At 52.9% G+C, this 24623-nt stretch carries 26 protein-coding genes and 1 other annotated feature; of the genes, 13 read left to right on the forward strand and 13 right to left on the reverse strand.

Annotated features, from left to right (window positions below; genetic code table 11):
- Positions 1–97 precede the first annotated feature (97 nt).
- From bamE to nadK, 3 genes are all read right to left on the reverse strand, one after another.
- Positions 98–442: an outer membrane protein assembly factor BamE gene (gene bamE, locus OGY62_RS22650; protein ID WP_012134705.1), complete on the reverse strand. Its 345-nt coding sequence runs from the start codon at positions 440–442 to the stop codon at positions 98–100.
- A 149-nt stretch (positions 443–591) separates the two neighbouring features.
- The gene (gene recN / locus OGY62_RS22655) at positions 592–2253 is read right to left on the reverse strand and encodes a DNA repair protein RecN (protein ID WP_286460590.1); all 1662 of its coding nucleotides are present in this window, start codon (positions 2251–2253) and stop codon (positions 592–594) included.
- Between the two features lie 85 nt (positions 2254–2338).
- Positions 2339–3217, reverse strand: a complete 879-nt coding sequence (gene nadK / locus OGY62_RS22660; protein ID WP_024130853.1) for an NAD(+) kinase — start codon at positions 3215–3217, stop codon at positions 2339–2341.
- Positions 3218–3340: 123 nt separating this feature from the next.
- Between nadK and grpE the strand changes: the two genes are divergently transcribed.
- Complete coding sequence (gene grpE / locus OGY62_RS22665) at positions 3341–3934, forward strand: nucleotide exchange factor GrpE (protein ID WP_024130852.1); 594 nt, start codon at positions 3341–3343, stop codon at positions 3932–3934.
- Positions 3935–3986: 52 nt separating this feature from the next.
- Here the strand turns inward: grpE and OGY62_RS22670 are convergent, their stop codons facing one another.
- Both OGY62_RS22670 and OGY62_RS22675 read right to left on the reverse strand, forming a co-directional pair.
- Positions 3987–5273 carry an HlyC/CorC family transporter gene (locus tag OGY62_RS22670; RefSeq protein ID WP_047461874.1) on the reverse strand — a complete coding sequence of 429 codons (1287 nt, stop codon included), beginning with the start codon at positions 5271–5273 and terminating at the stop codon, positions 3987–3989.
- Between the two features lie 18 nt (positions 5274–5291).
- Complete coding sequence (locus OGY62_RS22675) at positions 5292–6083, reverse strand: cytochrome C assembly family protein (RefSeq protein WP_012134700.1); 792 nt, start codon at positions 6081–6083, stop codon at positions 5292–5294.
- A 163-nt stretch (positions 6084–6246) separates the two neighbouring features.
- On the opposite strand from OGY62_RS22675, the gene ffh reads away from it, so the two are divergent.
- The 7 genes from ffh (at position 6247) to OGY62_RS22710 (ending at position 11844) form a co-directional block, all read left to right on the forward strand.
- Positions 6247–7608: a signal recognition particle protein gene (gene ffh / locus OGY62_RS22680; protein ID WP_012134699.1), complete on the forward strand. Its 1362-nt coding sequence runs from the start codon at positions 6247–6249 to the stop codon at positions 7606–7608.
- Positions 7609–7861: 253 nt separating this feature from the next.
- Complete coding sequence (gene rpsP, locus OGY62_RS22685; protein WP_012134698.1) at positions 7862–8110, forward strand: 30S ribosomal protein S16; 249 nt, start codon at positions 7862–7864, stop codon at positions 8108–8110.
- A gap of 18 nt (positions 8111–8128) precedes the next feature.
- Positions 8129–8677 (forward strand): ribosome maturation factor RimM, encoded by a 549-nt coding sequence (rimM, locus tag OGY62_RS22690; RefSeq protein WP_024130851.1) that lies wholly within the window; start codon positions 8129–8131, stop codon positions 8675–8677.
- Between the two features lie 44 nt (positions 8678–8721).
- Positions 8722–9489: a tRNA (guanosine(37)-N1)-methyltransferase TrmD gene (trmD, locus tag OGY62_RS22695; protein WP_024130850.1), complete on the forward strand. Its 768-nt coding sequence runs from the start codon at positions 8722–8724 to the stop codon at positions 9487–9489.
- A gap of 41 nt (positions 9490–9530) precedes the next feature.
- Positions 9531–9878: a 50S ribosomal protein L19 gene (gene rplS, locus OGY62_RS22700; protein WP_012134695.1), complete on the forward strand. Its 348-nt coding sequence runs from the start codon at positions 9531–9533 to the stop codon at positions 9876–9878.
- Between the two features lie 190 nt (positions 9879–10068).
- On the forward strand, positions 10069–10422 hold the full coding sequence (locus tag OGY62_RS22705) for a DUF2946 domain-containing protein (protein ID WP_012134694.1): 354 nt from the start codon (positions 10069–10071) through the stop codon (positions 10420–10422).
- Between the two features lie 63 nt (positions 10423–10485).
- Entirely contained in the window at positions 10486–11844 is a 1359-nt protein-coding gene (locus tag OGY62_RS22710) for a PepSY-associated TM helix domain-containing protein (protein ID WP_286460591.1), read from the forward strand.
- A 2-nt stretch (positions 11845–11846) separates the two neighbouring features.
- Here OGY62_RS22710 and OGY62_RS22715 read toward each other — a convergent pair whose 3' ends face one another.
- The 4 genes from OGY62_RS22715 to OGY62_RS22730 form a co-directional block, all read right to left on the reverse strand.
- A complete protein-coding gene (locus OGY62_RS22715; protein ID WP_058667979.1) occupies positions 11847–12329 on the reverse strand; it encodes an OmpA family protein in 483 nt (160 codons plus the stop codon).
- Between the two features lie 13 nt (positions 12330–12342).
- On the reverse strand, positions 12343–13566 hold the full coding sequence (gene dgcN, locus OGY62_RS22720; protein ID WP_012134690.1) for a diguanylate cyclase DgcN/YfiN: 1224 nt from the start codon (positions 13564–13566) through the stop codon (positions 12343–12345).
- Positions 13559–14077: a regulatory sequestration protein YfiR gene (yfiR, locus tag OGY62_RS22725; RefSeq protein WP_024130847.1), complete on the reverse strand. Its 519-nt coding sequence runs from the start codon at positions 14075–14077 to the stop codon at positions 13559–13561. Before yfiR ends, dgcN begins: the two co-directional genes overlap by 8 nt.
- Positions 14078–14234: 157 nt before the next feature.
- Positions 14235–14609 (reverse strand): DUF2799 domain-containing protein, encoded by a 375-nt coding sequence (locus tag OGY62_RS22730; RefSeq protein WP_012134688.1) that lies wholly within the window; start codon positions 14607–14609, stop codon positions 14235–14237.
- A gap of 215 nt (positions 14610–14824) precedes the next feature.
- On the opposite strand from OGY62_RS22730, the gene aroF reads away from it, so the two are divergent.
- Positions 14825–15895, forward strand: coding sequence for a 3-deoxy-7-phosphoheptulonate synthase AroF (aroF, locus tag OGY62_RS22735; RefSeq protein ID WP_047461890.1), 1071 nt, complete (start codon positions 14825–14827; stop codon positions 15893–15895).
- Positions 15896–15905: 10 nt separating this feature from the next.
- Positions 15906–17027, forward strand: a complete 1122-nt coding sequence (tyrA, locus tag OGY62_RS22740) for a bifunctional chorismate mutase/prephenate dehydrogenase (protein ID WP_286460592.1) — start codon at positions 15906–15908, stop codon at positions 17025–17027.
- Between the two features lie 101 nt (positions 17028–17128).
- Here tyrA and pheA read toward each other — a convergent pair whose 3' ends face one another.
- The 4 genes from pheA to bamD form a co-directional block, all read right to left on the reverse strand.
- Positions 17129–18289, reverse strand: a complete 1161-nt coding sequence (gene pheA / locus OGY62_RS22745; protein WP_286460593.1) for a bifunctional chorismate mutase/prephenate dehydratase — start codon at positions 18287–18289, stop codon at positions 17129–17131.
- A gap of 22 nt (positions 18290–18311) precedes the next feature.
- Positions 18312–18436, reverse strand: a sequence feature (Phe leader region).
- A complete protein-coding gene (gene pheL, locus OGY62_RS22750; RefSeq protein ID WP_101706155.1) occupies positions 18388–18435 on the reverse strand; it encodes a pheA operon leader peptide PheL in 48 nt (15 codons plus the stop codon). (Overlaps the previous feature by 48 nt.)
- A 102-nt stretch (positions 18437–18538) precedes the next feature.
- Entirely contained in the window at positions 18539–18877 is a 339-nt protein-coding gene (raiA, locus tag OGY62_RS22755) for a ribosome-associated translation inhibitor RaiA (protein ID WP_024130845.1), read from the reverse strand.
- A gap of 270 nt (positions 18878–19147) precedes the next feature.
- Positions 19148–19885: an outer membrane protein assembly factor BamD gene (gene bamD / locus OGY62_RS22760; protein WP_012134683.1), complete on the reverse strand. Its 738-nt coding sequence runs from the start codon at positions 19883–19885 to the stop codon at positions 19148–19150.
- Between the two features lie 131 nt (positions 19886–20016).
- Between bamD and rluD the strand changes: the two genes are divergently transcribed.
- The 3 genes from rluD to clpB all read left to right on the forward strand — a co-directional run bounded on the left by rluD (position 20017) and on the right by clpB (position 24428).
- Positions 20017–20997 carry a 23S rRNA pseudouridine(1911/1915/1917) synthase RluD gene (rluD, locus tag OGY62_RS22765; protein ID WP_047461899.1) on the forward strand — a complete coding sequence of 327 codons (981 nt, stop codon included), beginning with the start codon at positions 20017–20019 and terminating at the stop codon, positions 20995–20997.
- Positions 20994–21725 carry a purine nucleoside phosphorylase YfiH gene (gene yfiH / locus OGY62_RS22770; RefSeq protein WP_012134681.1) on the forward strand — a complete coding sequence of 244 codons (732 nt, stop codon included), beginning with the start codon at positions 20994–20996 and terminating at the stop codon, positions 21723–21725. The genes rluD and yfiH overlap by 4 nt, the downstream gene beginning before the upstream one ends.
- Before the next feature lie 129 nt (positions 21726–21854).
- Positions 21855–24428: an ATP-dependent chaperone ClpB gene (gene clpB, locus OGY62_RS22775; protein ID WP_024130844.1), complete on the forward strand. Its 2574-nt coding sequence runs from the start codon at positions 21855–21857 to the stop codon at positions 24426–24428.
- Positions 24429–24623 lie beyond the last annotated feature (195 nt).

The following is a 24623-nucleotide window of genomic DNA, read 5'->3' on the forward strand; positions in this document are numbered from 1 at the left end:
GCTTATCAGGCCTGCATTCTTTCGGCAAAGCGGGTTCAGGTTCGTCAATAATTAAAAAAGGTGCCAATGGCACCTTTTTTAACACCAGAAAACAATCTTACTTGTTGTCGGTCAACGCTGGCTTATTGTCGATGTTGGTCAACACGCCGTTGCTGTTAAAGGTCAGCGTTAAGGTTTGTTGCGTTACGCCTTCATGACCCGGTTGCTGACGGAACACATAGAACCATGTGTTAGTGCCAAAAGGATCGGACATCATCGGTGTACCCAAAGCATAAGCAACCTGCTGTTGCGTCATACCGACGCGCACTTTGGCGACATCGTTAGCGGTCAGATAGTTCCCCTGGTTGATGTCAGGGCGGTAAACCACTCGCTCCAGAGTGGAACAGCCTGCGGTCAACATCAGTAGTACTGCTGCGGCAGCAGTCAGCGTTTTACAGCGCATAGTGATTTGATTCCTTTTCGGGCCCGAGCAGTACGCGGCTCATATGTAATATGCCGATGATAATAGACCTTTCACCACTTTAAAACCTTTTGGTGTCGGGTCTTACGGCGATTTTGTTTTGTACTCAGACCTTAAAGGGTCAAAAAAGTTTACGCAGCCAACAGTTCTTTCGCATTTGCGAGGGTATTACGCGTCACTTCGCTGCCGCCAAGTAAACGAGCCAGCTCCTGTAACCGCGAGCGTTTATCCAGCGACTGCATATGCGTTTCGGTCATGGCGCCGTCCGTTTCTTTGCTGACAAAGAAGTGCTGATGACCACAACCGGCAACTTGCGGAAGGTGGGTGACGCACATTACCTGAGTTGACTCACCTAACTGGCGCAGCAGTTTGCCGACAACGGCCGCAGTAGGGCCGCTGATACCGACATCGACTTCATCGAAAATGAGCGCCGGGGTTTCCATTTTACGGGCAGTGATGACCTGGATTGCCAGCGCGATACGGGACAGTTCGCCCCCGGAAGCGACCTTTGCGATTGGCTGCAATGGCTGACCCGGGTTTGTGGTGACTTTAAACTCTACGCGGTCGGCACCGTCGCTGCTCAGATGATGCTCATCAAATTTTACATCAATAGTGAACCGGCCATGTGGCATCGACAGCGCATGCATGCTTTCGGTGATCAACTGCCCCAGTTCCTGCGCGTCATGCTGACGCTGAGTATGCAGCGCTTTTGCCGTTTCCAGCGCCTGCTGGCGATGTTTGTTCACCGCCAGCGTCAGGGTTTCCAGTGAGTCGGCCTGATCGTCAAGCTGCTGCTGTTCTTCGAGCAGTGACTGATAAAACTGCGGCAGCGCTTCCGGGCTGACGTGATGTTTACGCGCCAGTGAAATCTGCTTAGAAATGCGCTGCTCAAGTTCGAACAGGCGATTGGGGTCTAAATCCAGACGGTCGCAATAGTGACGCAGTTCGTCGCTGGCCTCAGTTATCTGGATTGTGGCCTCCTCCAGCATATCCAGAATGCCAGACAGTTTGCTGTCCATGCCCGTCAGTTCGGTGACTAACTGTTTTGCCGTGTACAGCTGGCTTTGCAGATTGACGTCTTCGCCATCAGCAAGCAACGTCAGCGCATTCTGGCTGGTCGTCAGCAACCGGCCGCTGTTTGCCAGTCGTTTATATTCTTCATCAATTTGCTCAAACTCACCGGGCTGCGGGTTAAATTCGTTCAGTTCTTTCAACTGATATTGCAGCAGCTCCATACGTGCGGCGCGTTCCTGGCTTTGCTGTTGATGATGCGCCAGATCGCGGCAGCTTTGATGCCACAGTTGATAGCGTGAGGACATTTCCTGAATCAGAAGCGCTTCGTTGGCGTAGCCGTCGAGCAGGGATTTTTGATGTTCAGACTTGGTCAGTAGCTGATGCGCATGCTGGCCGTGAATTTGAATGAGCAACTGGCCCAGTTCCCGTAACTGGGAGAGAGGCACGGCGGTGCCGTTGATGAAGCCGCGGGAGCGACCGTCGCTGCTAATGACGCGGCGAAGTAAGCACTCACGCCCTTCTTCCAGTTGGTTTTCTTCCAGCCAGCGCATCGCTGCTGGCGTATCTTTCAGTGAGAAGCGGGCGCACAGGTCTGCGCGGGTTGCTCCCACCCGCACCATGTCGGCGTCTGCACGGCCACCCAGACACAAGCCGAGCGCATCAATCGCAATAGACTTACCCGCGCCGGTTTCACCGGTAATGACGGTCATTCCGCTCTGGAAATCGATCTCAAGTTCACGAACGATAGCAAAATTGCTGATGGTCAGTTGTGCCAACATAGCTGTTTTCCTGTATGAAAAACCATAACTGTAATTACATACAGTATAAACTGGTTTTTTATACAGTAAAGAGGGCGGCGTTAAATTAGAATAATTTTTTTGACCAGCCTAATTTTGTGCTTAATGTGTTGAAATAACTGTAATCTTTAGGGTGTATCAGGTTCAGATGGTAGTCACAGCGGCGGATCAATACATCTTCGCCTTCCTGTATGGGCAGGGCAATCTGACTGTCGCAACTGATTTCGAGGTCGCTACGGCGGTGTGAGAAACGCAAACGAATCGTGCTGCTGCCGTTAATGACCAACGGGCGTGCGGATAGGGTGTGCGGGAACATCGGCACCAGCGTGATGGCGTCCAGCGACGGCGTCAGAATGGGGCCGCCCGCCGAGAGTGAATAGGCGGTGGAACCGGTCGGCGTGGAGATGATCAGACCATCGGAACGCTGAGAAAAGGCGAAGGTTTCGTCGATATACACTTCAAATTCAATCATGTGCGCCACTTTTCCCGGGTGCAGCACGACTTCATTGATGGCGGTACTGATGCGTTTCTGGCAGTTTTGCTGGCAGACCTGAGCTTCCAGTAAAAAGCGTTTCTCGGCGATATAATGGCCTTCCAGTACGTCCGCGAGTTGTTGCAGGGCGTTGTCCGGGTCAAGGTCGGTCAGGAAGCCGAGATTGCCACGGTTAATGCCGATCACTTTGATGTCATAGCGCGCCAGCGTGCGCGCCGCGCCGAGCATATTGCCATCCCCGCCGACAACGACGGCGAGATCCGCCAGTTGACCAATTTCCGCCAGCGTGCCGGTTTTTACATTTTTCAGCTGTAATTCGTGGGCGATCTGTTGCTCCACGATGACCTCGTAACCTTTTGTGCATAGCCAGCGGTAGAGCATTTCATGTGTCGTCAGTGCAGTGGGGTGACGTGGATGTCCCACAATGCCAATACACTTGAAATGATTGTTCATTTTCTCGAGGTCCTTGTAGCGAAGATTGATGACAATGTGAGTGCTTCCCTTGAAACCCTGAATCTGATCCCCATAATAAGCGAAGTTAGCGAGATGAATGCGAAAAAAAACGCGGAGAAATTCATGAGTAGTAAAGAACAGAAAACGCCTGAGGGGCAAGCCCCGGAAGAAATTATCATGGATCAGCACGAAGAAGTTGAGGCGGTTGAATCAGACGCTTCTGCTGAGCAGGTGGATCCGCGCGATGAAAAAATTGCGAATCTGGAAGCGCAGCTTGCTGAAGCCCAGAATCGCGAACGTGACAGCGTGTTACGTATCAAAGCGGAAATGGAAAACCTGCGCCGTCGTACCGAGCTGGACGTAGAAAAGGCGCATAAGTTCGCGCTGGAAAAATTCGTCAATGAGCTGTTGCCGGTTATCGATAGCCTGGATCGTGCGCTGGAAGTGGCGGATAAAGCGAATCCAGATATGGCGTCAATGGTCGAAGGCATTGAGCTGACGCTGAAATCCATGCTGGATGTCGTGCGTAAGTTCGGCGTAGAGGTGATTGCTGACACCAACGTACCGCTGGATCCGAACGTGCATCAGGCGATTGCGATGGTGGAGTCTGAGGATGTTACCCCGGGTAACGTGCTGGGCATTATGCAGAAAGGCTATACGCTGAACGGTCGTACTATTCGCGCGGCGATGGTAACTGTGGCGAAGGCGAAAGCGTAATTTGCCATCCGTAGTGCCGGGTGGCGGCATTCGCCGTACCCGGCCTACAGCATTACTCTGAGATACTCTCCCGCAACGGTTTCACCGGCAAGACTTTAACCTGCTTAATCATATTGTCCTGGACGTCGAGAATATCGATATCGTACTGGCCAATGCGCACGCGCGTTCCGGCGATGGGGATCTCTTCCAGCGCTTCCAGAATCACGCCGTTTACCGTCCGCGCATCGTCTTCCGGCAGGTGCCAGTTAAAGGCTTTGTTGATTTCCCGCACGTTGGCGCTGCCGTCGATAATCACTGAACCGTCATTCTGCGGCGTGACCTCTTCCGCCAGCGTTGGCGACATTGAGGTAGTGAAGTCGCCGACAATTTCTTCCAGAATATCTTCGACCGTCACCAGTCCCTGAATATCCCCGTATTCGTTGACCACCAGCCCGACTTTCTTTTTATTACGCTGAAATTTTACCAGCTGCGTGCTGAGCGGCGTGCCTTCCGGGATGAAGTAGATCTCATCGGCGGCGCGCAGCATGGTCTCTTTAGTGAACTCTTTTTTCTCGGACATTAACCGCCAGGCCTCGCGTACGCGCAGCATGCTGATGGCGTCATCCAGCGAGTCGCGGTAAAGCACAATGCGCCCGTGCGGCGAGTGAGAAAGCTGGCGGACGATCGATTTCCAGTCGTCATTGATATCAATGCCGATAATTTCGTTGCGCGGCACCATGATGTCATCCACGCTAACCTTTTCCAGATCCAGCACTGAGAGCAGCATGTCCTGGTTGCGGCGGGAGATTTGCGAGCGGGATTCATTCACGAGCGTGCGCAGTTCGTCTTTACTCAGAGAGCCGCTGATGACGATATCCGTTTTAATGCCCATCATGCGCATCAGCAGCCGGGTAATGGTGTTAAGCAACCAGACCAGCGGCATCATCAGCACCTGCAAAGGCGCCAGCAGAAAACTGCTGGGGTAGGCCACTTTTTCCGGGTACAGCGCGGCGATGGTTTTCGGCAGCACTTCCGCAAATACGAGGACGACAAACGTCAGTACGCCGGTGGCAATTGCCACGCCCGCATCGCCGTACAGGCGCATACCGACGATGGTGCCGATGGCTGAGGCGAGAATATTGACCAGGTTATTACCAATCAGAACCAGGCTTATCAGTCGGTCCGGCTTGCGCAGTAGTTTTTCCACGCGCTTTGCCGGACGGTTGCCCTGTTTTGCCAGGTGGCGAAGACGATAGCGGTTCAGCGTCATCATGCCGGTTTCGGAACCGGAAAAATAGGCTGAAATAACCACCATGATGATCAGTGTGACGATCAGCGTGGTAGTGGAGATATGTTCCAGGGGGTGCTCCTTTAAGACTTAGCTTACAAACTGCTGCAATACGCGGCTGCCGAAATAGGCCAGCGTCAGAATGCCTGCGCCCGCGACGTTAAACCATACGACCCGACGTCCGCGCCAGCCTTCGTGGTAATGTCCCCACAACAGAACAATATAGACAAACCATGCCACGATAGAGAGAACGGCTTTGTCGATATTTTCCATGCTGAACAGGTTATGCATGTAAAACAGGCCAGTACACAGCGTGAGCGTCAGCAGCACCACGCCAATCTGCGTGATGTGAAACATTTTGCGCTCAATGCTCATCAGCGGGGGCATTTCATTATTGAACGCCAGCTTTTTGTTTTTGAGCTGATAGTCGATCCATGCCAGCTGCAACGCATACAGCGCGGCAATGATCAATGTGGCGTAAGCGAACAGCGACAGGCCGATGTGTATCATCATACCTGGCGTGGCTTCGAGGTGGGTGATGTACTCGTTCGGCATGAACGTGGCGAAGGCCAGGTTAATTAACGCAAAGGCGTAGACAACAGGCAGCAGCAGCCAGCCGCGATTGCGTGAAGCGACAATTGTCATGACGGTACAAATCATCAGGCTGACCAGCGAACCGACGTTCAGCAGGCTCAGGTTTTGACCGCTTTCGCCGCCGGGCAGGATTCGGGCTTCCAGCGCAAAAGCATGGCACACCAGCGCGATGACCGCAGAAAGGATAGCCATACGCCGCCAGCCGCTGTTTTTTTGCAGCAAAGCAGGAACGATCAGCGCGAGGCTGATGGAATAGGCGACAAGAGCGAGTAAAGCAAAAACGGGCATAGGAGTGTCGACAGTTGGCCAGTGAGAGAGAAGCAGTATAGCGTTACGTGACCGCTGCTCCAACCGTTGCATAACAACAAAGGCGGCTTCATGTTATACTGCGACAAAATTCTGTATATGTGTCGCGCTAGCGACCAACCGTTTCCACCCCAGGCGAGAGACAATGTTTGATAATTTAACCGATCGTTTGTCGCGCACGCTGCGCAATATCAGTGGCCGTGGACGCCTTACTGAAGACAACGTTAAAGAGACGCTGCGCGAAGTGCGCATGGCGCTGCTGGAGGCTGACGTTGCGCTTCCTGTAGTGCGAGAGTTTATCAATCGCGTAAAAGAGAAAGCGGTTGGTCATGAAGTTAACAAGAGCCTGACGCCGGGGCAGGAGTTCGTCAAGATTGTGCGCAACGAACTGGTTGCGGCGATGGGCGAAGAGAACCAGACCCTGAATCTGGCCGCGCAGCCGCCAGCCGTCGTGCTGATGGCGGGCTTGCAGGGCGCCGGTAAAACCACCAGCGTCGGTAAGCTGGGTAAATTTCTGCGCGAGAAGCACAAGAAGAAAGTGCTGGTCGTCTCTGCCGACGTTTATCGCCCGGCGGCGATCAAACAGCTGGAAACCCTGGCGCAGCAGGTTGACGTCGATTTCTTCCCGTCTGACGTCGGTCAGAAGCCGGTTGATATCGTCAATGCCGCGCTGAAAGAAGCGAAACTCAAATTCTACGACGTGCTGCTGGTGGATACCGCCGGTCGCCTGCACGTCGATGAAGCGATGATGGACGAAATCAAACAGGTCCACGCTTCTATTAATCCGGTAGAGACCCTGTTTGTCGTCGATGCGATGACCGGTCAGGATGCCGCGAATACCGCGAAAGCGTTTAACGAAGCGCTGCCGTTGACCGGCGTGGTGCTGACGAAAGTCGACGGTGACGCCCGTGGCGGTGCCGCGCTCTCTATTCGTCATATCACCGGCAAGCCGATTAAATTCCTCGGCGTTGGCGAGAAAACCGAAGCGCTGGAGCCGTTCCACCCGGATCGTATCGCGTCCCGTATTCTCGGCATGGGCGACGTGCTGTCGCTGATCGAAGATATTGAAAGCAAAGTTGACCGCGCGCAGGCTGAGAAATTAGCCAGCAAACTGAAAAAAGGCGACGGCTTTGATCTGAACGATTTCCTCGAACAGCTCAACCAGATGAAAAACATGGGCGGTATGGCGAGCCTGATGGGCAAGCTGCCGGGCATGGGCCAGATTCCTGACAACGTGAAATCGCAGATGGATGACAAGGTGCTGGTGCGGATGGAGGCGATCATCAACTCGATGACGCTGAAAGAGCGCGCGAAGCCAGAAATCATCAAAGGTTCCCGTAAACGCCGTATCGCAGCCGGTTGTGGCATGCAGGTACAGGACGTTAACCGTCTTCTGAAACAGTTCGACGACATGCAGCGCATGATGAAGAAAATGAAGAAAGGCGGGATGGCGAAGATGATGCGTGGCATGAAGGGTATGATGCCGCCAGGCTTCCCTGGTAGATAAATATATCGGGCTACCTTATTTGCCATTTTGACGTCGGGGTGTGCTCGAAATGCTCACGTACTGCATGTACGCTCCGCTTTCTGTGCGCACGCCGACGCCAAACTGGCTGCAACGGTAACGCCCTGGTATAAAGCCTCATCACATGTTGATTGCAATTTTCCCAGAAATCAGTAAAATTTTCGGGCTTTTAATATGACACCCGGGCTCCGTTCCTCGATGGGGCCTGGGTGTTTTATTCACACAAGAGGATGTTATGGTTACTATTCGTTTAGCTCGTCACGGCGCTAAAAAGCGTCCGTTCTACCAGGTTGTTGTTACCGACAGCCGTAATGCACGCAACGGTCGCTTCATTGAGCGCGTTGGCTTCTTCAACCCGATCGCCAGCGAAAAAGAAGAAGGCACCCGCCTGGATCTGGATCGCATCGCTCACTGGGTTGGCCAGGGCGCGACTATTTCTGATCGCGTTGCAGCGCTGATCAAAGCAGCAAACAAAGCAGCTTAATCTGTCACGGTGGTCATGATGAGCAAGCAACTCACTGCGCAAGCGCCCGTTGAACCCATCGTTTTGGGGAAAATGGGGTCGTCTTACGGTATTCGTGGGTGGCTCAGAGTGTTTTCTTCCACCGAAGACGCCGAAAGCATTTTTGACTATCAGCCCTGGTTTATCCAGAAGGCGGGTCAGTGGCAGCAAGTACAGCTGGAAAGCTGGAAGCACCACAATCAGGATCTGATCATCAAGCTGAAAGGCGTTGACGATCGTGATTCGGCGAATCTACTGACTAATTGCGAAATTGTCGTGGATTCCTCGCAGTTGCCTGCGCTGGAAGATGGTTCCTACTACTGGAAAGACCTTATGGGCTGTCAGGTAGTGACCACTGAAGGCTACGATCTCGGTAAAGTCGTCGATATGATGGAAACCGGTTCGAATGACGTCATCGTCATCAAGGCAAACCTGAAAGATGCGTTTGGTATCAAGGAACGTCTTGTGCCGTTCCTCGATGGGCAGGTTATCAAGAAAGTCGATCTCGCTACTCGTACTATCGAAGTAGATTGGGATCCTGGTTTTTAAACCACCGGATAAACGGTAAAAGTCGGCGTTATGGGGATTGGCTTGTGTTTATAGGTATCGTTAGCCTGTTTCCTGAAATGTTCCGCGCAATTACCGATTACGGGGTAACTGGCCGGGCAGTAAAAAATGGCCTGCTGAGCATCCAGAGCTGGAGTCCTCGTGACTTCACGCATGACCGGCACCGTACCGTGGACGATCGTCCTTACGGCGGCGGACCGGGGATGTTAATGATGGTGCAACCCTTGCGGGACGCCATTCATGCAGCAAAAAGCGCGGCGGGTGAAGGCGCTAAGGTGATCTATCTGTCACCTCAGGGACGCAAGCTTGATCAAGCGGGCGTCAGCGAACTGGCAACGAATCAGAAACTGATTCTGGTGTGCGGTCGCTACGAAGGAATAGATGAGCGCGTGATTCAAACCGAAATTGACGAAGAATGGTCAATCGGCGATTACGTACTCAGTGGGGGTGAGTTACCAGCAATGACGCTGATTGACTCCGTTTCCCGGTTCATTCCAGGGGTTCTGGGTCATGAGGCTTCGGCAATCGAAGATTCCTTTGCCGACGGATTACTGGACTGTCCACACTATACTCGACCTGAAGTGTTGGAAGGGATGGAAGTACCGGCAGTATTGCTGTCAGGAAACCATGCTGAGATACGTCGCTGGCGTTTGAAACAGTCGCTGGGCCGAACCTGGCTTAGAAGACCTGAACTTCTGGAAAACCTGGCTCTGACTGAAGAGCAAGCAAGGTTGCTGGCGGAGTTCAAAACGGAACACGCACAACAGCAACATAAACATGATGGGCTGGTCTGAGACCCCCAAATATCAGTTTACCCAGGATAAGAGATTAAATTATGAGCAACATTATTAAGCAACTTGAACAAGAGCAGATGAAGCAGGACGTACCTTCCTTCCGTCCGGGTGATACCGTGGAAGTGAAAGTATGGGTTGTTGAAGGTTCCAAAAAACGTCTGCAGGCATTCGAGGGCGTGGTTATCGCTATTCGTAACCGCGGTCTGCACTCTGCATTCACTGTTCGTAAAATTTCCAACGGCGAAGGCGTTGAGCGTGTCTTCCAGACTCACTCTCCGGTAGTTGACAGCATTGCTGTTAAACGTCGTGGTGCCGTTCGTAAAGCTAAACTGTACTACCTGCGTGAGCGTACTGGTAAGGCTGCTCGTATTAAAGAGCGTCTTAACTAAGATATCGCTCAGGCGACATCCTGTAAGAAAGGGCTGGCCAGTTGGCTGGCCCTTTTTTTATCTTCGTGAAGCTCACAACGTTAACCATTAGTTCATAAATCATTTACAATGCCCGTTCGTTACGGGAGGGGCAGTGGTTATCGGTACATTTCGTCAGCCTGCGTATCAACGCAACGCGACATGGCTCGCGATGTTTGCGATCCTGCTGATCGTGGTGGCGCCGCTTATCTCCGTCTCGTTGCAAAAAGATCCCATGAGCGCCATGCCTGGTATGCATCATGACATGAGCATGATGGCTGAACATGTTGGACATCATGGGCAGTCTTCATCAATGCCGATGCCTGTCGATCACGGTGAAGCGTGCGGGTATTGCGTCCTCCTGACCCATGTTCCTGGCCTGATGCTGGCGCTGGTCATCCTGTTGTCCGGGATGCTGCTCAGACAAAAGCTGACGCCGCCACGCCCGGTTGTTAAACACTGGCATTTCTTCCCCTGGCTTTATCCCGATACGCGCGCACCGCCGCGCAGGTCTGCTGTTTCCTGAATCTAACAATACGTTTGTGCGCATAAGCGTCACGACACATGTGTGCTTTCTCTGAGGAAAAGTATGACAACCTGCACTCCGCGCGCGGCATGGATAACCCTGTTGCGACGTTTTCATTTCTACACAGGTCTGTTTGTCGGGCCATTTATCTTTGTGGCGGCCTTAACCGGTACGCTCTACGTTGCGACGCCGCAACTGGAAGAGGCGCTCTATGCACCGGCGCTACAGGGCACAGAGCAAGGAGAGCGGCAACCGCTGGCGGCGCAAATCGCCGTTGCCCAACAGGTGACGGGAGGGCATTTACGACTGCATGCCGTTCGTCCCGCTCTTGAAGAGGGCGCAACGACGCGGGTGATGTTTGCCGACCCCGGACTTGCCGCTTCCGAGAACCGGGCGATTTTCATCGATCCAGTGACGCTGGCGGTGAAAGGCGATATGACGGTCTATGGCACCAGTGGCATTTTGCCCTTGCGTCAGTGGATTGATTATGCTCACCGCTCTTTGCTATTGGGGGATATCGGGCGAATTTACAGCGAGCTGGCGGCCTCCTGGATGTGGGTTGCGGCGACTGGCGGCATTATGCTCTGGTATTTCACCCGACCAAAACGTCGGCTGAATAATCGGGTGCAAAATAACCGGCGTTTACACGTAATGCTGGGGTGGTTACTGCTGGCGGGGATGCTGCTGTTCTCGGCAACCGGTTTAACCTGGTCCCAGTGGGCCGGAGGCAACGTGGATAAAATGCGTGCGGCTTTTGGTTGGCTGACGCCGCAGGTGAATACGCAGCTTTATGGCGACGAACACCCTGCTGATGAACATGCCGATCATCATGCCGGGCAGGAAATGCCGGTTATGCATATGGATGTCAGCCAGTTTGATGCGGTTCTGCATACGGCGCAGGCGGCGGGAATTGATGCTAAAAAGCTGGAGATTCGTCCGGCCAAAGATGCGCAACATGGCTGGACGGTAACTGAAATTGATCGCCGCTGGCCGACACAGGTTGATGCGGTATCAGTAGACGCCGCAACCCTGCATGTTATCGACCGGACGCATTTTGCTGACTTTCCGCTTATGGCAAAGCTGACGCGCTGGGGCGTCGATTTCCATATGGGCATACTGTTTGGTCTGCCAAATCAGTTACTGCTGATCGCCTTCGGCATCGGGCTTTGCCTGATGATTATTATTGGCTACCGTCTGTGGTGGATTCGCCGACCGGCCAGGTCAGGCGTCAACCCGGCACAAACGCTGATGCAGTGTTGGCTTACGTTAGGTTGGCCGGGAAGGGGCGGGGTTCTGGTGCTGGCTGCCGCCCTGGGGATGGCGATGCCGGTGCTGGGAGGCAGTCTGCTGGTATTTATCGTTATCGACTGGCTGCGCTGGTTCAGTACGTCTCGCGCCGCCCTTACGCAGCCAGTTGACTAACATTACGGCGTGCTGATGACGACGGCAACGCGGCGGTTTTCAGCACGACCTTTCGCGCTCTGATTGCTGGCGACCGGGTGTTTTTTACCTAAACCCTGCGTCGTCAGATTGCTACGAGGGATGTTGGCGCCTTCGGCCCAGGCGTCAGCAACCACATTGGCGCGCTTGAGCGACAATGCCTCGTTATAACTGTCTTCGCCGTAGTTGTCAGTATGGCCATCCATACGGGCATGTTTCAGCCCGGTGGCTGCCAGCCTGGAGGCCATCTCACGGATTTGCTGCTGGCTTTCCGGGCGTAACTTATAGTCGTTTTTATCAAATAAAATGTTGTCAGACAGCCCCAGAGACCAGTCGCCTGCTGATTCAGTAAACCCATAGGATTTCATTGCCGCAACTTGTTCGGGCGTAAATTTCCCCTGCGGCGTCTGGCAACCCGCCAGAATCAACGCTATCAGAATGATCGGGGAGAAAAGTCGCTTTAGCATATATCTATTCCTGTTATTTAATTGAACGTTCAGAACGCTGATGTTTGGCCTGATACATATTACGATCGGCCAACTCTTGTAATTTTTCTGCGGAAGCATGTTCCCACGTCAGCGCGAAACCAATACTCAGCGTCATACTCGCCAGATGCCCGTTATGCAGATCAAAGGGGCGATTAAATTCTTGCGATAATGCCGAACAAATGCGTTTAACTTCGTACTCCGAATGCACGTTGTAGAGCACCATGGCGAATTCATCTCCGCCAAGTCGATATGGCTGGTGGTGATTGCCGCCAAACTCCGCCAGTCGCCGGGCGACCTCGATCAAAACGCGATCTCCTGCGGCATGCCCCCATGTATCGTTAATGAATTTGAAGTTATCGCCGTCCAGAAATAGCAGCGCCGAACAGCTACGGGCGGAGCTGTCATTCATCAACTCAGTTATGCTGTTACGAAAGGCGGCACGATTAGCAAGACCAGTAAGGGGGTCGTGCAGCGCGGTACGCAAAAGCTGGGCGTTTTTAGCCTGTAGCCGCAGTTGCCACTCTTCCATCTCATCCAGCAGGCTGTTGAAATCCTGGGCAAAAAGATGGAACTCTTCAATGCGTTCCTCAGAAACGCGACGTGAAAAGTTACGGTTCGTGCGTACATCATGTACCACATCGGTGATGTTTTGCAGCGCGTCCACCACGCCATTATGCAAATAACGCGTGAGCATTAACGCAATGCCGGATGCGAGCAAAATACACCCGGTAAGAACCGCCAGCGAGAGCCAGATAAAATGACCAATCAAGCTGTCGCGCGCGGTCAGGCAGACCTCGCCGATAATTTTGCCATTGTGCCAGACGGGCTGAGTCACCGGCAGCGGGAAAAGCCACTGGCTGATCAGGCCATTGAGCTTATCGTCCGACGCTTGTGCGTCATAATACCAGGAGGCGATCACCTTCTGGTTTTTATCGCGAACCTCTGCGGCCGAGAACTGCCCCTGGCGCCCCAGCGCGGCCAGCGTTTCTGTCGCGGCGACGCCATCGGAAAACACCAATGCGGCCTCAAGACTATGGGTCATTGTCGCGGCAGTCAGATCCAGATTTTTTTGCGCATATTGTTTCAGCGTCAGGACAGAGGCGACGCAAAGCAGCAGCCAGATCAGCAACATGGTGACCAGTACGCTGATCATGTTGATCCGGCGTAATGTACGCTTAAAGGTCGGGCGCGTTGTAGGGAAAAAATCCTTATCCATGCTTTTGATTCCGTGCAAGCATCAATACGTCGGGGTTCACTCTTACGCCACTGCGTGACAGGGAATCCAGATTTACGGAAAATCTGACTTCATCATTGTTTATGATCAGACAAAATGCGCTGCCAATAATGCATTCAGTATTTTGTTCGGCAATTAATAACAATGCCTTAGACGGATATTTATTCGTTAATTCTACCTGATACGCCGGAGATTCACTGCCGAAATAAAAGCCATCGCAACGGGCTGCCAGAGCTTCCTGCTCCGTGCGGATGATGACGGGCAGATAAGGTAATGACCTGGCGCTGTTGTCGTTCAGCACATCGGCAAAACGAGACGAGGCGAAAATACATAGCCGTGGAGGGCCAGATAATGCAGGCCAGCGTGTATAGCTGACGATACCGGAAACGATTGAGCGTACAGATTTCGCTTCTTCTGTGATGCCCTGAGCATACAGTGGTAATCCTGCCAGTAATAGCGTTAGCAGGAGTATGAGTCGGTGAGAAAAGCTCATAAACAGGTGCCCACCAGCGTCAGTCAAAAAGCATCAAAATACATCCGTGATTGTTTGCAGCAAAATAACATTATTTTGCCTGTCAGTCATTACACCATGCCGATTAATGGTATTTCCTTAAGTCAAATCCCATACTTATTTATTGGTAAGGTCTTAATTAATTTAGCCGCATTGAGCGAACACCTTCGTCTGCGCCTTTTTGCCAGGCATCATGTAATTGACTGGCGTTTTCAACCGTGTCGCAACTGGCGGGAAATGTTTTCCCGGCCAGTCCTCTGGCGTGGACAAAGTTTAACTGGCAGGTTTTTCGCTGGCCTTCGGCGTAGCCCTTAAGATATTGCGTTCGCTCCACGTCAGGATCGTTCCAGGCGTCAGCCAGTGTTTCGTTATCTTTGACGGCAACGCCTGAAATCGCATCTTCGATACCGGCGCTATACCAGTCGGTCGCGGTCCAGGTGGGGGCATGCGTGTAAGGATCGATCTGACATCCGCTGATGAATAAAACAAATAAGGCGCCTGCGAAACGCTTCATTGCCTGTTCTCCTGTGTTTTTCAAAGCATAGTGGATTCGCAAATATAATGATGTAAATTTTTATGTACGATTTGAATGGCGTTAATTGCGAGATAAATGGTTTGTGTAAAGTAAAATTTACGGAATGTGGATTGAAATCTTTACCTATTATGTTATCGTTACGCCATCCTCTGTGAGGATCATTTATCGCAAACGAGCTAAACAGGATCGCCATCATGCAAAAAGACGCGCTGAACAACGTACACATTACCGACGAACAGGTTCTGATGACCCCGGAGCAACTCAAAGCGGCGTTCCCGCTGAGTTTGTCGCAAGAGGCGCAAATCGCCCAGTCACGTAAAACGATTTCTGACATCATCGCCGGTCGCGATCCGCGCCTGCTGGTGGTGTGCGGCCCTTGTTCTATCCACGATCCTGAAACCGCTCTGGAATACGCTCGTCGATTTAAAACTCTTGCCGCAGAGGTCAGCGATAGCCTCTACCTGGTAATGCGCGTCTATTTTGAAAAGCCCCGTACCACTGTCGGCTGGAAAGGGTTGATTAACGATCCTCATATGGATGGCTCGTTTGATGTGGAAACCGGCCTGAAGATTGCGCGTCAACTTCTGGTGGAACTGGTGAACATGGGCTTGCCGCTGGCGACGGAAGCGTTAGATCCAAACAGCCCGCAATACCTGGGCGATCTGTTTAGCTGGTCGGCAATCGGCGCGCGTACGACCGAATCCCAAACCCACCGTGAAATGGCCTCTGGCCTTTCCATGCCCGTTGGCTTTAAAAACGGGACGGATGGCAGCCTGGCGACGGCGATTAACGCCATGCGTGCCGCTGCTCAGTCACACCGTTTTGTCGGTATCAACCAGGCGGGGCAGGTCGCTCTGCTGCAAACGCAGGGCAACCCGGATGGCCATGTCATTCTGCGCGGTGGGAAAGCGCCAAACTACAGCCCGGCAGATGTCGCGCAGTGTGAAAAAGAGATGGAACAGGCAGGACTCCGCCCGTCTCTGATGGTAGATTGCAGCCATGGTAACTCGAATAAAGATTACCGTCGCCAGCCTGCCGTGGCAGAGTCTGTGGTCGCGCAGATCAAAGACGGCAACCGTTCCATTATTGGCTTGATGATTGAAAGTAATATTCACGAAGGCAACCAGTCCTCCGAGCAACCGCGCAGTGAAATGAAATACGGCGTGTCTGTTACGGATGCGTGTATCAGCTGGGAAGCCACGGATGCACTGCTGCGTGAAATTCATCAGGACCTGAACGGCCAACTGGTGGCGCGTGTAGCATAAGAGGTTGGTTATGGTTGCTGAGTTGACCGCGTTACGCGATCAAATAGATGAAGTGGATAAGGCGCTGCTGGATTTACTGGCTAAGCGCCTGGAGCTGGTGGCCGAAGTCGGTGAAGTGAAAAGCCGCTTTGGGCTGCCGATTTACGTGCCTGAGCGTGAGGCGTCTATGCTGGCTTCACGCCGTGCGGAGGCGGAAGCGCTTGGCGTTCCTCCCGATCTGATTGAAGACGTCTTGCGTCGGGTGATGCGTGAGTCTTACTCCAGTGAGAATGACAAAGGGTTTAAGATGCTTTGTCCTTCTCTGCGCCCGGTGGTTATCGTCGGCGGCGGCGGTCAGATGGGTCGTTTGTTTGAAAAAATGCTCACGCTGTCGGGATATCAGGTACGCATACTTGAGCAACAGGACTGGGGACGGGCGCAGGAGATCGTGGCCGATGCCGGGATGGTGATCGTAAGTGTGCCGATTCATATCACGGAGCAGGTGATCGCGAAATTACCGCGTTTGCCTGCGGACTGTATTCTGGTCGATCTTGCATCGGTTAAAAACGGACCGCTACAGGCGATGATGGCGGCGCACGATGGCCCGGTACTGGGCTTACACCCGATGTTTGGCCCGGACAGCGGCAGTCTGGCAAAGCAGGTAGTTGTCTGGTGCGATGGCCGTCAGCCGGAGGCGTACCAGTGGTTCCTTGAGCAAATTCAGGTGTGGGGCGCACGGCTGCATCGGATTAGCGCCGTTGAGCACGATCAGAATATGGCGTTTATTCAGGCGCTGCGTCACTTTGCGACGTTCGCTTACGGTTTGCACCTGGCGGAAGAGAATGTCCAGCTGGAACAACTGCTGGCGCTGTCGTCACCGATTTACCGTCTCGAACTGGCGATGGTTGGGCGACTGTTTGCGCAGGACCCGCAGCTGTATGCCGATATTATTATGTCGTCGGAAAATAACCTGGCGCTGATCAAACGCTACTATAAACGTTTTGGCGACGCGATTGGTTTGCTGGAGCAGGGCGACAAGCAGGCCTTTATCGACAGTTTCCGCAAGGTTGAGCATTGGTTTGGTGATTACGCCAAACGCTTCCAGAACGAAAGTCGCACGCTGTTACGCCAGGCGAACGATAGCCGACAATAAGTGAGATGCCTGATGGCGACGCTGGTGCGTCTTATCCGGCCTACAAAATTGCATGAATCGTAGGCCGGATAAGCGTAGCGCCATCCGGCATTATCAAACAGTTAGTTCGGATCGACAGGCACAACGTTCTCGCTGGGGTAGCAGCCCAGTACCTTCATTGAGCGGGTAATTTCCCCCAACTCTTTCAGCGCTTTTTTCATCTCCGGTGATTCCAGGTTGGCCTGGATATCGAGATAAAACATCTCTTCCCACGGGTTGCCGTGAATCGGACGGGACTCCAGTTTGGTCATGATCAGGTTGTGATTGCGCAGCACCAGCAGCGCCTCAACCAGCGCACCTGCCTGTTGACCCGTGGCGATCAGCAGCGTGGTTTTCGCCGGGACCTGGTCGGAAACATTGACGGCTTTGCGCGCCAGCACCACGAAACGGGTAATATTCTGCGTCTGGTTGGCTTCGATTCTTTCCAGCACCTGTAGCCCATGCAGCACGCCACCGGCTTCGCTACCCAGCGCCGCCACGCGTGGAGAGTTCGCCTGCGCCACTTTTTCCATCGCCGCAGAGGTGCTTTCAGTGTACTCAATCTTCCAGTGCGGATAGCGGTTAAGGAATTTACTGCACTGCTGGAACGGCTGCGGGTGGCTGTAGACCGTCTCAATGGTGTTTAAATCGGTCGTCCCTGAAACCAGCACGCAGTGGTCGATGATAATGGTCATCTCGCCCACGATAGAGAGGCTGGTGTGCTGCAACAGATCGTAGACGTCGTTGATCGCGCCTGAACTGGTGTTCTCAATCGGCACGACGGCGTAGTCCGCTTGCCCGGTTTCGACCTGATTAAAGATATCAGCGAATTTTGCGCAGCCGCTTTCAATAAACTGTTCAAAATGGCGGGCGGCATACTGGCGCGCAGCGAGGTGCGAGTACGACCCTTTTGGTCCAAGAAAGGCAATACGCGCTGAATGCGGGTTAATTTTGTTCAGATGTTGCTGCAACAGCGCCTGCTGGGTAAGGACAGAATCTTCAATGATGAGCTGGAACAGGCGAGTAATATAGTGCGCGTCCAGATGATGGGCTTTGCCAAGCGCGATCAGCCTGTCCAGCAGGTCGCGCTCGCGATCGATATCACGCACCGGGCGATGAGAAAGCAGCTTCGCTTTCCCGACTTCAACGGCCAGTTCACGACGCTCCGCCAGTAAGGCCAGTAATTTTACATCCAGAGCGCTTATTTTCTCTCGCAGCGCCAGTAACGGGTTTTCCGATGTCATAGTGTTGCCTTTCTTGTTATCAATAAAAAAGGCCTCCCGTGTGGGAGGCCTTATTGTTCGTCTTCGCATTCTTTTTCACACGACGAAACGCCTCCCATTCAGGGGAAGGTAAAAAAGAATGCGAAGAAGAACGGGATAAGTTTCATGTCAGTTTCCTTTAGCGACTTCAGTAAAGTACCCGTACTGTTTTAATCCTGTCAACAAAAAACGCGCCCGAAGGCGCGTTGGCGATACACTCAATGTAAGGGACTACTCTTCTTCTGCTTCGACGAAGTTGGCGTCTTTTACTGAAGTTGTGGCACGACGGGCTTCGCCTTTGTGCTGCACTTTATTGAGCTGCCGTTCCAGCTTGTTGATCAAATCGTTAATGGCGGCGTACATATCTTCGTGTTTTGCGCTGGCGACCAGATGTCCGTTCGGGGTATTGATGGTGGCATCAGCGATGAAACCCTGTGGCTCCTTAGACAGAATGATATGTGGATTAATCAGGTGAGTTTGCCATTTTTCTAGTTTGGCGAGACGGTCTGCGACATGCTGGCGTATTGCCGGAGTAATTTCCATTTGTTTACTGGTAATGTTCATTGTCATAAATTTTACCTCTTGTCTTTCCCGTCTTGGTGATTCCAGCATACCGTTCCTAATGTCAAAAAGCGTGATTTAAATCACATTATTTTGTCACTTTTTGTCAAGGAAGCCTTTTTGTGAGTTATCGCAGGAACAACGGATTTTTTACTTGAGGAATAGCCGAAAGGGAGCCATATTTGACGGGATGCGTTGTACTGAAACCGTTTCAGCAACAGCGTAAAATGGATAAAAAAACGGCAGCCTTCGGGCTGCCGTTTTGCGTTCAGTACGCAATCAGGTGTTGCGACCATTGGCGGCGATAATTTTCGCCACTTTGTCAGCCTGAGTCGTCATCTGCATCTGACGATAAGCGTTTTCCATCAGCGGCAGAGCGTCGCGCGTCGCCTGCGTATCCGGGAAGTCGCGCAGCATACCTTCCACACGGTTTACCACGGCAACCCATGCGCCGCGAGCGGTGTAGTAGTCGGCAACGGAGTATTCATACTTCGCCAGACGATCTTTCAGGAAGACCAGACGTTTGGTGGCGTCGGTCGTGTACTGGCTGTTCGGATAGCTACGCACCAGCTTTGAGAAATCATTGAATGCCGCTCGGGCGTGCTGCGGATCGCGATCGCTACGATCGACGCCGAAGAAACCTTGCAGCGCGCTGTCATCCAGCGCCATATTGGTCAGACCGCGCATATACATGACATAATCAATATTCGGGTGCGTCGGATTGAGGCGAATAAAACGATCGATGGCGGCCTGAGCTAACGGCAGATCGGCGTTTTTGTAGTAGGCGTAGATCAGATCCAACTGCACCTGCTGAGAATACGGTCCAAATGGATAACGGTTATCCAACGCTTCCAATTGCGTTATTGCCTGTTTCCAGTTACCGTCCTGCAGCTTTTGCTGGGCAGTCGCGTAGATTTCGTTAGGCGGATTATCGGGCACCTCTTCCTTTGAACCAGAGCAACCCGCCAAAAACAGGCTCAACGTGGCTGCTGCCACCAGATATTTCATGCGCGTCATGACGTTTTGACTTTCCTCAAAATGTTTTACGGGAGATTCTCTGTTCCTGCTCCCGGTTAAGACCAGCTACAATAGCACACTATATTAAACGGCAAAGCCGTAAAACCCAACGTTAAACGAAGAAGCTGTATATGGCACAACGAGTACAACTCACCGCAACGGTATCCGAAAACCAACTCGGTCAACGCTTAGATCAGGCTTTGGCCGAAATGTTCCCGGATTATTCACGTTCGCGCATAAAAGAATGGATTCTCGATCGGCGCGTGCTGGTCAACGGTAAACTTTGCGATAAACCGAAAGAAAAAGTATTGGGCGGCGAACAGGTTTCCATTAACGCGGAAATCGACGAAGAGATCCGCTTTGAGCCGCAGGATATCCCGCTGGATATCGTCTACGAAGATGACGATATCCTTGTCATCAACAAACCGCGCGATTTAGTGGTTCACCCTGGCGCCGGTAATCCCGATGGTACGGTACTGAACGCGCTGTTGCATTACTACCCGCCGATTGCTGACGTACCGCGCGCGGGTATTGTGCATCGTCTGGATAAAGACACCACAGGTCTGATGGTGGTGGCGAAAACGGTTCCGGCGCAAACGCGACTGGTGGAGTCTTTGCAACTGCGTGAAATCACCCGTGAGTATGAAGCGGTCGCGATCGGACATATGACGGCGGGCGGTACGGTAGATGAACCGATCAGCCGTCACCCGACCAAACGAACCCATATGTCAGTGCATCCAATGGGGAAACCGGCGGTGACTCACTACCGCATCATGGAACATTTCCGTGTGCATACGCGTCTGCGGTTGCGTCTGGAAACCGGACGTACGCACCAGATCCGCGTGCACATGGCGCATATCACGCATCCGCTGGTGGGCGATCAGGTGTATGGCGGTCGTCCGCGTCCACCGAAGGGGGCATCGGAAGCGTTTATCTCCACGTTGCGTCAGTTTGATCGCCAGGCGCTGCACGCGACGATGCTGCGTCTTTACCATCCGATTTCCGGTATTGAAATGGAGTGGCATGCGCCGATTCCGCAGGATATGGTGGAGCTGATTGACGTGATGCGCGCTGACTTCGAAGAACATAAGGATGATGTAGACTGGCTATGAGTAAGCTAATTGTTCCGCAGTGGCCAATCCCGGAGGGGGTTGCAGCCTGTAGTTCTGTACGTACAGGCGGTGTCAGCTTACCGCCTTACGATTCTCTGAATCTGGGCGCCCATTGCGGCGATAACCCGGAACATGTGGAAGAGAATCGCAAGAGACTCTTTGCTGCGGGCAATTTGCCGTCAAAACCCGTCTGGCTTGAACAGGTGCATGGCAAGGACGTGCTGAAACTCACCGGCGAGCCTTATGCATCCAAACGTGCGGATGCGTCGTACAGCAATACCCCCGGCACCGTTTGCGCGGTGATGACGGCGGACTGTTTGCCCGTGTTGTTTTGTAATCGCGCGGGAACGGAAGTGGCGGCGGCTCATGCGGGCTGGCGCGGATTATGTGAAGGTGTGCTGGAAGAGACGGTCGCCTGCTTTGCCGATAAACCTGAAAACATTATCGCCTGGCTGGGTCCGGCTATTGGCCCTGCTGCTTTTGAAGTGGGGGCTGAAGTGCGTGAAGCGTTTATCGCAAAAGATGCGAAGGCGAGCAGCGCATTTCAGGCGCGCGGCGAAAAATATCTGGCGGATATTTATCAGCTTGCGCGTCAACGTCTGGCGAATGTGGGAGTTGAAAGCGTCTATGGCGGCGATCGCTGTACCTACAGCGAAAGTGAGACTTTCTTCTCTTATCGTCGCGACAAGATCACGGGTCGTATGGCAAGTTTTATTTGGCTGATATAACCTAAAGAATCAAGACGATCCGGTACGTGTAATTTTCTTTTCACATAATTCAGGTCATTCACCTTGAATAATTGAGGGATGACCTCATTTAATCTCCAGTAGCAATTTTGACCTGTTATGGGAGGAGTTATGCGTCTGGATCGTCTTACTAATAAATTCCAGCTTGCTCTTGCCGATGCCCAGTCGCTCGCACTGGGGCACGACAACCAATTCATCGAACCTCTTCATTTAATGAGCGCCTTACTGAATCAGGAAGGGGGATCGGTACGTCCTTTATTAACGTCCGCTGGCATTAATGCTGGCCAGTTACGCACGAGTATTGATCAGGCGCTGAGCCGTTTGCCGCAGGTGGAAGGCACCGGAGGCGACGTACAGCCGTCTCAGGATCTGGTGCGTGTACTGAATCTTTGCGACAAGCTGGCGCAAAAACGTGGGGACAACTTTATTTCGTCGGAACTGTTCGTTCTGGCAGCGCTTGAGTCTCGCGGCACGCTGACCGACCTACTGAAATCGGCCGGGGCGACCACCGCCAATATCACTCAGGCAGTTGAACAAATGCGCGGAGGTGAAAGCGTGAACGATCAAGGGGCTGAAGACCAACGTCAGGCCTTGCAAAAATATACCGTCGACCTGACCGAGCGCGCGGAGCAGGGCAAGCTCGATCCGGTGATTGGTCGTGATGAAGAAATTCGCCGTACCATTCAGGTACTGCAACGCCGTACTAAAAACAACCCGGTATTAATTGGTGAACCGGGGGTCGGTAAAACGGCGATTGTCGAAGGGCTGGCGCAGCGAATCATTAATGGCGAAGTGCCGGAAGGGCTGAAAGGCCGTCGCGTACTGGCGCTGGATATGGGCGCGCTGGTGGCCGGGGCGAAGTATCGCGGTGAGTTTGAAGAGCGTCTGAAAGGCGTGCTGAACGATCTCGCCAAACAGGAAGGCAACGTCATCCTGTTTATCGATGAATTACACACGATGGTCGGCGCGGGTAAAGCCGATGGCGCAATGGATGCCGGGAACATGCTGAAACCGGCGCTGGCGCGTGGGGAACTGCACTGTGTGGGCGCCACGACGCTGGACGAATATCGCCAGTACATTGAAAAAGATGCGGCGCTGGAGCGTCGTTTCCAGAAAGTGTTCGTCGCGGAACCGTCTGTGGAAGATACCATCGCTATTCTGCGTGGTCTTAAAGAACGTTATGAGCTGCACCACCATGTGCAGATTACTGACCCGGCGATTGTGGCGGCGGCAACCTTATCTCACCGCTACATTTCCGATCGCCAGTTGCCGGATAAAGCCATCGACCTGATCGATGAGGCTGCATCCAGCATCCGTATGCAGATTGACTCCAAGCCGGAAGAACTGGACAGGCTCGACCGCCGTATTATTCAGCTTAAGCTGGAACAGCAGGCGTTAATGAAAGAGTCTGATGAGGCGAGCAAAAAACGCCTCGATATGCTCAACGAGGAACTGGATGATAAAGAACGCCAGTACTCTGAATTAGAAGAAGAGTGGAAAGCAGAGAAAGCCTCTCTGTCCGGTACGCAGACCATTAAGGCCGAACTGGAGCAGGCGAAGATCGCCATCGAACAGGCGCGTCGTGTGGGCGATCTGGCGCGGATGTCTGAACTTCAGTACGGCAAGATCCCTGAGCTGGAAAAACAGCTGGAAGCGGCGACTCAATCTGAAGGTAAAACCATGCGTCTGTTACGCAATAAAGTGACGGATGCGGAAATAGCTGAAGTGCTGGCGCGGTGGACGGGGATTCCGGTTGCCAGAATGCTTGAAGGCGAACGTGAAAAGCTGCTGCGTATGGAGCAGGAATTACACAGCCGCGTGATTGGGCAGAACGAGGCCGTTGAAGCGGTATCGAATGCCATTCGCCGTAGCCGTGCGGGACTGGCCGACCCGAATCGTCCAATTGGTTCGTTCCTGTTCCTTGGGCCGACCGGGGTGGGTAAAACCGAACTGTGCAAGGCGCTGGCAAACTTTATGTTTGATAGCGATGACGCGATGGTGCGTATCGACATGTCTGAGTTCATGGAAAAACACTCCGTGTCTCGTCTGGTTGGCGCGCCTCCGGGATATGTGGGTTATGAAGAGGGCGGTTATCTGACGGAAGCGGTACGTCGTCGTCCTTATTCCGTCATACTGCTGGACGAAGTTGAGAAAGCGCATCCTGATGTATTCAACATTCTGTTGCAGGTGTTGGATGATGGCCGTCTGACGGACGGGCAAGGGAGAACGGTCGACTTCCGCAACACGGTTGTCATTATGACCTCAAACCTCGGTTCCGATCTGATCCAGGAGCGTTTCGGTGAGCTGGATTACGGCCATATGAAAGAACTGGTGCTTGGTGTGGTCAGTCACAACTTCCGCCCGGAATTCATTAACCGTATAGATGAAGTCGTGGTATTCCATCCGTTGGGTGAAAAACATATCGCTTCTATTGCACAGATCCAGTTGCAGCGTCTGTACAAACGTCTGGAAGAGCGCGGGTATGAAATCCATATCTCTGATGATGCGCTGAAATTGCTGAGCGCGAATGGTTACGATCCGGTTTACGGGGCGCGTCCATTGAAACGTGCAATTCAGCAGCAGATTGAAAACCCGCTGGCGCAGCAAATCTTGTCTGGTGAGCTGATTCCGGGTAAAGCGATTCGTCTGGAGGCGAATGACGATCGCATTGTGGCAGTGCAGTAAGTCACAAATAATAAAAAACGGGCCCATTCGGGCTCGTTTTTGTTTAAAAACCAGGCAAAAATAAAAGGGTGATATGCAAAACGTCCAAAAAACGAACGGTTGATAAGTTTTTTCTAATTTCCCCTTGTCAGGCCGGAATAACTCCCTATAATGCGCCTCCACTGACACGGAACAACGGCACACAGGCCGCCGGGT

The sequence above is a fragment of the Citrobacter sp. CK198 genome (genome assembly GCF_030333295.1).
Lineage (GTDB): Bacteria > Pseudomonadota > Gammaproteobacteria > Enterobacterales > Enterobacteriaceae > Citrobacter_B > Citrobacter_B koseri.

Bases quoted from the DNA above. Each gene is read 5' to 3' on its own strand.
- nadK (WP_024130853.1), bottom strand. From the start codon at position 3,217: ATGAACAATCATTTCAAGTGTATTGGCATTGTGGGACATCCACGTCAC.
- raiA (WP_024130845.1), bottom strand. From the start codon at position 18,877: ATGACAATGAACATTACCAGTAAACAAATGGAAATTACTCCGGCAATA.
- bamE (WP_012134705.1), bottom strand. From the start codon at position 442: ATGCGCTGTAAAACGCTGACTGCTGCCGCAGCAGTACTACTGATGTTG.
- aroF (WP_047461890.1), top strand. From the start codon at position 14,825: ATGCAAAAAGACGCGCTGAACAACGTACACATTACCGACGAACAGGTT.
- clpB (WP_024130844.1), top strand. From the start codon at position 21,855: ATGCGTCTGGATCGTCTTACTAATAAATTCCAGCTTGCTCTTGCCGAT.
- OGY62_RS22710 (WP_286460591.1), top strand. From the start codon at position 10,486: ATGACAACCTGCACTCCGCGCGCGGCATGGATAACCCTGTTGCGACGT.
- rimM (WP_024130851.1), top strand. From the start codon at position 8,129: ATGAGCAAGCAACTCACTGCGCAAGCGCCCGTTGAACCCATCGTTTTG.
- OGY62_RS22730 (WP_012134688.1), bottom strand. From the start codon at position 14,609: ATGAAGCGTTTCGCAGGCGCCTTATTTGTTTTATTCATCAGCGGATGT.
- grpE (WP_024130852.1), top strand. From the start codon at position 3,341: ATGAGTAGTAAAGAACAGAAAACGCCTGAGGGGCAAGCCCCGGAAGAA.
- tyrA (WP_286460592.1), top strand. From the start codon at position 15,906: ATGGTTGCTGAGTTGACCGCGTTACGCGATCAAATAGATGAAGTGGAT.
- OGY62_RS22715 (WP_058667979.1), bottom strand. From the start codon at position 12,329: ATGCTAAAGCGACTTTTCTCCCCGATCATTCTGATAGCGTTGATTCTG.
- rluD (WP_047461899.1), top strand. From the start codon at position 20,017: ATGGCACAACGAGTACAACTCACCGCAACGGTATCCGAAAACCAACTC.
- recN (WP_286460590.1), bottom strand. From the start codon at position 2,253: ATGTTGGCACAACTGACCATCAGCAATTTTGCTATCGTTCGTGAACTT.
- OGY62_RS22675 (WP_012134700.1), bottom strand. From the start codon at position 6,083: ATGCCCGTTTTTGCTTTACTCGCTCTTGTCGCCTATTCCATCAGCCTC.
- pheA (WP_286460593.1), bottom strand. From the start codon at position 18,289: ATGACATCGGAAAACCCGTTACTGGCGCTGCGAGAGAAAATAAGCGCT.
- ffh (WP_012134699.1), top strand. From the start codon at position 6,247: ATGTTTGATAATTTAACCGATCGTTTGTCGCGCACGCTGCGCAATATC.
- dgcN (WP_012134690.1), bottom strand. From the start codon at position 13,566: ATGGATAAGGATTTTTTCCCTACAACGCGCCCGACCTTTAAGCGTACA.
- OGY62_RS22705 (WP_012134694.1), top strand. From the start codon at position 10,069: ATGTTTGCGATCCTGCTGATCGTGGTGGCGCCGCTTATCTCCGTCTCG.
- bamD (WP_012134683.1), bottom strand. From the start codon at position 19,885: ATGACGCGCATGAAATATCTGGTGGCAGCAGCCACGTTGAGCCTGTTT.
- rplS (WP_012134695.1), top strand. From the start codon at position 9,531: ATGAGCAACATTATTAAGCAACTTGAACAAGAGCAGATGAAGCAGGAC.
- rpsP (WP_012134698.1), top strand. From the start codon at position 7,862: ATGGTTACTATTCGTTTAGCTCGTCACGGCGCTAAAAAGCGTCCGTTC.
- yfiH (WP_012134681.1), top strand. From the start codon at position 20,994: ATGAGTAAGCTAATTGTTCCGCAGTGGCCAATCCCGGAGGGGGTTGCA.
- yfiR (WP_024130847.1), bottom strand. From the start codon at position 14,077: ATGAGCTTTTCTCACCGACTCATACTCCTGCTAACGCTATTACTGGCA.